The organism is Streptomyces sp. SN-593 (assembly GCF_016756395.1).
GTDB classification, from domain to species: Bacteria; Actinomycetota; Actinomycetes; order Streptomycetales; family Streptomycetaceae; genus Actinacidiphila; species Actinacidiphila reveromycinica.
Window position 1 is genome coordinate 4793487 of record NZ_AP018365.1, and the last position, 6514, is coordinate 4800000.

Genomic DNA, 6514 nt, shown 5'->3' on the forward strand with positions numbered 1-6514 from the left:
GCTTGTCGGGGGTGGGCCGGCGGGGACGGGGAGCGGTGCGGAAGCGGCCGGCTCCGGGGCGGCGGGCTCGGGCCTCGCGAAGCGGTCGCGCTGCCCCGGCACCCTGCGCGGCGGTGCCGCGTCGCCGGTCTCCGGGTCCGCGGCCGCGGAGCCGGACTCGCCGTTTGCCTCATCCACGGGGAAAGCGTGGCACAGGACCGCGCGGCGCTGTCAGGCGATCCGGTGGAACCACTCATCCGTGGCCCCACCGTTCACACATCCTCCACTGTCACTCGATCGGGTCGGCACCGGAGTGGTGGTCGGCCTCCGTGACGTGTTCCGTGCGGCGCAGGCCCGGCCGCGGGCGCAGCCCTTCGAGCAGGATGTCCAGCAGTCGGGCCGACGCCGCCTCCTGCTGGTGCGCGTCGGGCAGCGCGGGCGGGGAGGTCGCGATGACCAGCAGCACATCGGCCACCGACACGTCGGTACGCAACTCGCCTGCCTGCCGGGCGCGTTCGACCAGTTGCCCGACGACGTCGAGCAGAGTGCCCACCCCGTCGTCGTCCGCCCGCGACTCGGTGGCGTCGCGCCCCTGGCCGACCGGCGGCCCGGAGTGCTCGACGGGCAGCGCGCCGGTGTGGTCGGCGCCCGCCGGAAGGCCCTGGTCGGGCGCACCCGCCGGGCCCACCGGCACCGGAGTGCGCTGCGACGGCACCCGGACCGGCTCGTCACCGCCGGGACGCGGTTCCATGGCGCCCGGCCCGCCCTCCACCCGCAGCACCTGCGGCGGCAGCAGCCGGCCGGCGCCCGAGGCCGCGGAGGTGCGCAGGAAGCGGGCGAGCGCGGACCACGCCTCGTCCTCCTGCCCGAGCGCGGTACGCGCCTGCTCGGTCAGCCGCGCCGTCTCCTCCTTCGCGATCCGCCTGACCAGCACGTCCTTGCTGGGGAAACGGCGGTAGACGGTGCCGACGCCGACCCGGGCCCGCCGGGCCACGTCCTCCATCGGCGCGCCGTAACCGAGTTCGCCGAAGACCTCGCGGGCGGCGCGCAGTACGTGTTCGAGATTCCGCTGGGCGTCGACCCGCAGGGGCGCCGGGCGCGTGATGCCCCCGTGACGGTCCGAATCGGCAGCCGAAGTACGTCGAGAGTCCTGAAGGTGCATGTGTCCCATCCCCCGGTGAATCACTGTCTCCCCCCGGAGACTCCTCACCCATTGTGAAGATCGCCGCGCCAGCGGCGGCGGTACTACGAGACACGAACATAGTTGAGGCCGCGTCCAGAAAGAAGAGGGTCGGCTTCCGGTCCGCCGGTTGGCGGCATCGGCGCCCGCCGGGGCACCGCCTCCGCGGGCACGGAAACCCGTCCCCACCACCGGTGCCGACCGGCCGTACTGGCGATTCCCCGGAAAGGTCATGTCCGTACTGTGGACAAACGACTCCGGTCCATTGCGTCATGGAGCAATGACGACGGAGTCAGCAGTCCTGGCCAGCACGAGCACGCCGCGCATTCTCGTCATCGGCGGCGGCTATGTCGGGATGTATGCCGCCCTGCGGCTGCAGCGCAGGCTGAAACCCCATGAGGCCGACATCGTGGTCGTCGAACCGCAGCCGTACATGACCTACCAGCCCTTCCTGCCCGAGGCGGCGGCCGGCTCGATCTCCCCGCGGCACGTCGTGGTGCCGCTGCGCCGGGTGCTCGACAGGTGCCGGATCATCGTCGGCGAGGCACGGTCCGTCGACACCCACCGGCGCACCGCCACCGTGGACACCCTGGTCACGCCGGAAGAGGGCGGCAACGCGCTGGAGATCCCGTACGACCACCTGGTCCTCGCTCCCGGCTCGGTCTCGCGCACCCTGCCGGTGCCGGGTCTGGCCGAACACGGCGTCGGGTTCAAGACCGTCGAGGAGGCCATCGGCCTGCGCAACCACGTGCTGGAGCAACTCGACATCGCCTCGTCCACGCGTGACGCCGAAGTCCGCGAGGCCGCGCTGACCTTCGTCTTCGTCGGCGGCGGGTACGCGGGCGTGGAAGCCCTCGCCGAGCTGGAGAACATGGCGCGCTACGCCGTGCGGTACTACCACAACATCACCACCGACGACCTGAGATGGGTGCTGGTCGAGGCGTCCGACCACATCCTGCCCGAGGTCGGCGAGGCCCTCGGCCGGTACGCGCTGCGCGAGCTGCGCGGCCGCAACATCGACATCCGGCTGGAGACCCGGCTCGACTCCTGCGAGCACCGGATCGCGGTGCTCTCCGACGGCGACCGGCTGCCGACCCGGACGCTGGTGTGGACCGCCGGCGTCAAGCCGGCGCCCCTGCTCGCCGCGACCGGGCTACCTCTGACCGGGCGCGGCCGGCTCCGCGTGGACGCCGCCCTGCGGGTGGAGGGCGCCGACCGGGTGTGGTCGGCCGGCGACGCGGCGGCCGTGCCCGACCTGGGTGCCGCGGCCGGGGCGGGCGCCGGAAGCGGGGCAGGCGCCGAAAGCGGACCGGGCACTGGAAGCGGACCGGGCGCCGGACCCGGGCGAGGTACCGGACCCGGGCGAGGCGCCGAGCGGCCCGACGTCCTCCCGTCCGGCGGCGAGCGGCCCGGCGCCGACGAGGGGCCCGAGTGCGCGCCCAACGCCCAGCACGCCGTACGCCAGGCCCGCGTCCTGGCCGACAACCTCATCGCCGACCTGCACGGCGGCCCGCTCACCGAATACCGGCACGTCTCCGCCGGCGCGGTGGCGTCGCTGGGCCTGCACGAAGGCGTCGCGCTGGTGCGCGGCCGCGCCATCAAGGGCTACCCCGCCTGGCTGATCCACCGCGTCTACCACCTCAGCCGGATGCCGACCTTCAACCGCAAGGCCCGCATCCTCGCCGAGTGGGTGCTGTCGGGCCTCTTCAAGCGGGAGATCGTCTCCCTCGGCTCGCTGGAACACCCGCGCGCGGAGTTCGAACTCGCGGCCGGTTCCGAGCGGAAACCGGACGCGCCCTGACGGCTCCCGGCCGCTCCACGTTTCCCGCCCGCGTCGAGGTTCGGCCACACTGGGCACGTGACCACGCGTGCAGCAGCACTGGCAAAGAGTGACAAATACGAGGAATCGGACGTTTGAACCTTACGCGCTGGAGCGCCCGGCTCCCCGGAACACAGCGACGCAGTGCCGTACCAGCAGCGCGCGGCAAGGCCGGTGATCCCGCTTCCGCCGGTACCGGAGCACCCGGCGACACCGGCGCGGCCGGCCCCGCGCCCGCTCCCGCCCCGCTCACCCCCGGCGACGGCGACGGTGCCGGCCCCGGCGAGGGAGCGAGCGGCGGCGACGGCGGGCACCAGGACACCCCGGGGTCGGCCGACATCACCCTCGCGAGTGAGAAGTCCGTCCGCGGGGTGCTCAGCCGGCTCCCGGCACTCATCGCCGTCACCCGCGGCGCCGGCCACCAGGTCCGCTTCGTCAACGACGCCTACACCGACCTCTTCGGCCCCCGCACCACCGGCACGCCCGCCCGCGAGGCCCTGCCCGAACTCGACCAACTCGGCCTGCTCCCGCTGATGGACCAGGTCCACCGCAGCGGCAGGCCGCGCACCGTCAAAGCCCGCAAGGTCGGCCAGGGCACCCACACCGGGCCGGGCGCACCCACCCGTGACGGCTACTTCACCTTCACCTGCACCCCCGTCCACCCGGGGCACCCCGACGCCGAGCAGCGCGGCGTCCTCGTCTTCGGCGCCGACGTCACCGACCAGGTGCAGTCCGCCGAACGCCTCCGCGAGAGCGAGCGCCGCCTCCACGACACCGCCGTCACCCTCCAGCGCAGCCTCCTGCCGCAGGAACTGGAGCAGCCCGACGACCTCTGCGTCGCCGCCACCTACCAGCCCGGCGGCACCGACGCCGCCGTCGGCGGTGACTGGTACGACGTCATCACCCTCGGCGCCGGCCGCACCGCGGTGGTCATCGGCGACGTGATGGGCCGCGGGGTGCGCGCCGCCGCCGTGATGGGCCAGCTCCGCACCGCCGTCCGCGCCTACGCCCGGCTCGACCTGCCTCCGCACGAGGTGATCCAACTCCTCGACGAGCTGGCCGCCGAGATCGACGCCATGCAGATCGCCACCTGCGTCTACGCCGTCCACGACCCCAGCGAGGGCCGCCTGCACTACGCCAGCGCCGGGCACCTCCCCATCCTCATCCGCGACCCCGACGGCGTCGTGCACCGCGTCGAGGAACCGACCGGGCCGCCGCTGGGCACCGGCGGCTGGATCCACAGCTCCGGCACCGTCGCGCTCGGCCCCGGCTGCACCGCGGTGCTCTACACCGACGGCCTCATCGAACGCCGCGACCAGGACATCGACGAAGGCGTCGACGCCCTCACCCGCGCCATGGCCGGCGCCACCGGCGCGCCCCAGGTGATCTGCGACCGGCTGCTGCGCGCCCTCGGCGTCACCTCCGAGCACGACGACGACGTGGCCGTGCTCGTCCTGCAGTGCCCCGACCACAGCGGCGCCGACGCCGAGCTCTTCCGGAACGCCTCGCTCGACCTGCTCGGAGGCATCGAGGCCGCGCCGCGCGCCCGCGCCTTCGCCTCCGGGGTGCTCGCCTCCTGGCGCTTCCCGACCGAACTGCGCGACCTCGGCGTCCTCGCCGCCGGCGAACTCGTCGCCAACTCGCTGAAGCACGGCATCCCGCCCATGCGGCTACGGCTGCGCCGCACCGACCGGCGCCTGATCATCGAGGTCACCGACGGCGACGAGCACCTGCCGCGCCGCCAGCGCGCCGACCTCGCCGACGAGGCCGGCCGGGGGATCTCGATCATCGCGACCATCGCCACCGGCTGGGGCTCCCGCCGCACCCCGGGCGGCGGCAAAGCCGTCTGGTGCGAGTTCGCGCTGCCCGCCTGACCGCTCGCCCGCCCGCCCGGCCGCCCCCGGGGTGGCCGGGGGAGGGGAGCGATCGGTGACACGGGCAGGGCCGAGCGTGGCGAGCCGCGCCGGGCGGATCCCCGTCCACCAGGCCCGGAACCGCTCCGCCGGCTCGGCTCAGCCCGCTATGCGCTCGGGCTCCGCCGACTCCGGGCGGACCGACCGGGCCACCACCCGGGCCACCGGCACCGGGCTGTCCTGCACCGGCGAAAGGTGCCGCGCCATCCGCAGCGCCGTCACCGATATCCCCAGCGAGCAGACCACCAGCATCACGATGTACGCGTCGTACGCCCCGGCTGCCGCGATCACACCCGCCGCCGCAGGGCCCAGCGCGAGGGCGAGCTGCTTCACCAGCGCGAACGCCGAGTTGTACTGCCCCACCATCCGGTCCGGAGCCAGGTCGGCCACCAGCGGATTCACGGTGGGGGCCAGCATCGCCTCACCGAGCCCGAACAGGGCGTACGTCGAGATGATCGCCGCGACCGCCAGCGTGTGGCTTCCGTGCACCAGCCCCGACACCCCGGCGGCGATCCACGCCACCGCCCACACCAGGCCGACCCCGGCGATCACCCGGCTGCGCCGCCGGCGCTCCACCAGCCGCAGCACCACGAACTGGGCGAGCACGATGACCGCGGTGTTGGCTGCAAGTGCAGCCCCGAGCGTGGCCGGCGAGATGTGCGTGACCTCCACCGCGAACGCCGACAGCCCCGACTCGAACTGTCCGTAGCAGGCGAAGAACATCACGAAGCCCAGCACGCAGACCATCACCATCGCCCGGTCCCGCAGCAGCGCCCGCCAACCGCCGGCGACACCGGCGCCGGATCCGGACCCGGGCCGGTCCGCCGCGGCCAGCAGCGGCGCGCCGGGCACGCGCGCGGTGGAGACCACCGCACCGAGCACCAGGAACATCGCCGCCTCGATTGCGAACAACCGGATGAACGACGACGGATGCGCGGTGTCCACGATCAGGCCGCCGATCAGACCGCCGACGCCCAGCCCCAGGTTGTTCAGGAAGAACTGCATGGCGAACGCCCGCGACCGCGTCGCCGTGGTCGAGCACCACACGATCATCGTCGCCAGGGCCGGCTGCACCACGGCTATCCCCGCACCCAGCGCGCCCGCCGCGGCGATGACGCCCGCCTCGCTCCCGGACAGCCCGAGACCGAGCGAGCCGCACGCGGCCAGCACGGTGCCCGCGACCGCGACCGGCACCGGTCCGCGCCGGTCGATCGCCCGCCCGGTGAAGGGCAGCACGAAGAGCGCGGCGACGGCGAAGGTCGCCAGCACCGCGCCCGCGACACCGGCGCCCAGCCCCCGCACCTGCGACACATAGACGAACGTGAAGGGCACGGTGAAGCCGTTGCCGAACGCGCTCAGCGCGTTGCCCAGTTGGATACGGCGCAGCGCGGCGCCCATCGCGGTGGTCACACTCACCTCACTCGATCACGGCCGCGCCCAGTCCGGGCGCGGCTCCCCACATCCTCCGGAGCGCAACAGCTTCGGAGTGAAGACTTCAGTTCTAAACTTCGAAGCTAAAGACTACACAGCGAAGACCTTTAGCGCAATCTCCTTCCGTGGCATACTCGGGGCATGACCGCAGCCCCGGGTTCCCCGGGAACCCCCCAGGAGCTGGACCTCGAC

5 protein-coding genes (1 of these 5 running past the window's edge) are annotated in these 6514 nt (G+C 73.7%); 3 read left to right on the top strand and 2 right to left on the bottom strand.

Annotation, left to right across the window (positions count from 1 at the left end; genetic code table 11):
- Positions 1-268: 268 nt before the first annotated feature.
- Positions 269-1141 (bottom strand): TetR/AcrR family transcriptional regulator, encoded by an 873-nt coding sequence (locus tag RVR_RS20070; RefSeq protein WP_202235162.1) that lies wholly within the window; start codon positions 1139-1141, stop codon positions 269-271.
- A gap of 298 nt (positions 1142-1439) precedes the next feature.
- Here RVR_RS20070 and RVR_RS20075 point away from each other — a divergent pair, with 298 nt between their 5' ends.
- Both RVR_RS20075 and RVR_RS20080 read left to right on the top strand, forming a co-directional pair.
- On the top strand, positions 1440-2960 hold the full coding sequence (locus RVR_RS20075; protein ID WP_202235163.1) for an NAD(P)/FAD-dependent oxidoreductase: 1521 nt from the start codon (positions 1440-1442) through the stop codon (positions 2958-2960).
- Between the two features lie 113 nt (positions 2961-3073).
- Positions 3074-4852, top strand: coding sequence for an ATP-binding SpoIIE family protein phosphatase (locus tag RVR_RS20080; RefSeq protein WP_202235164.1), 1779 nt, complete (start codon positions 3074-3076; stop codon positions 4850-4852).
- A gap of 138 nt (positions 4853-4990) precedes the next feature.
- Here the strand turns inward: RVR_RS20080 and RVR_RS20085 are convergent, their stop codons facing one another.
- The gene (locus RVR_RS20085) at positions 4991-6301 is read right to left on the bottom strand and encodes an MFS transporter (protein WP_202235165.1); all 1311 of its coding nucleotides are present in this window, start codon (positions 6299-6301) and stop codon (positions 4991-4993) included.
- 162 nt (positions 6302-6463) lie between these two features.
- On the opposite strand from RVR_RS20085, the gene RVR_RS20090 reads away from it, so the two are divergent.
- Positions 6464-6514: the beginning of a MarR family winged helix-turn-helix transcriptional regulator gene (locus RVR_RS20090; protein WP_202235166.1), read on the top strand. It continues 510 nt past the right edge of the window; only the first 51 of its 561 coding nucleotides appear in the window; the start codon lies at positions 6464-6466; the stop codon falls past the right edge of the window.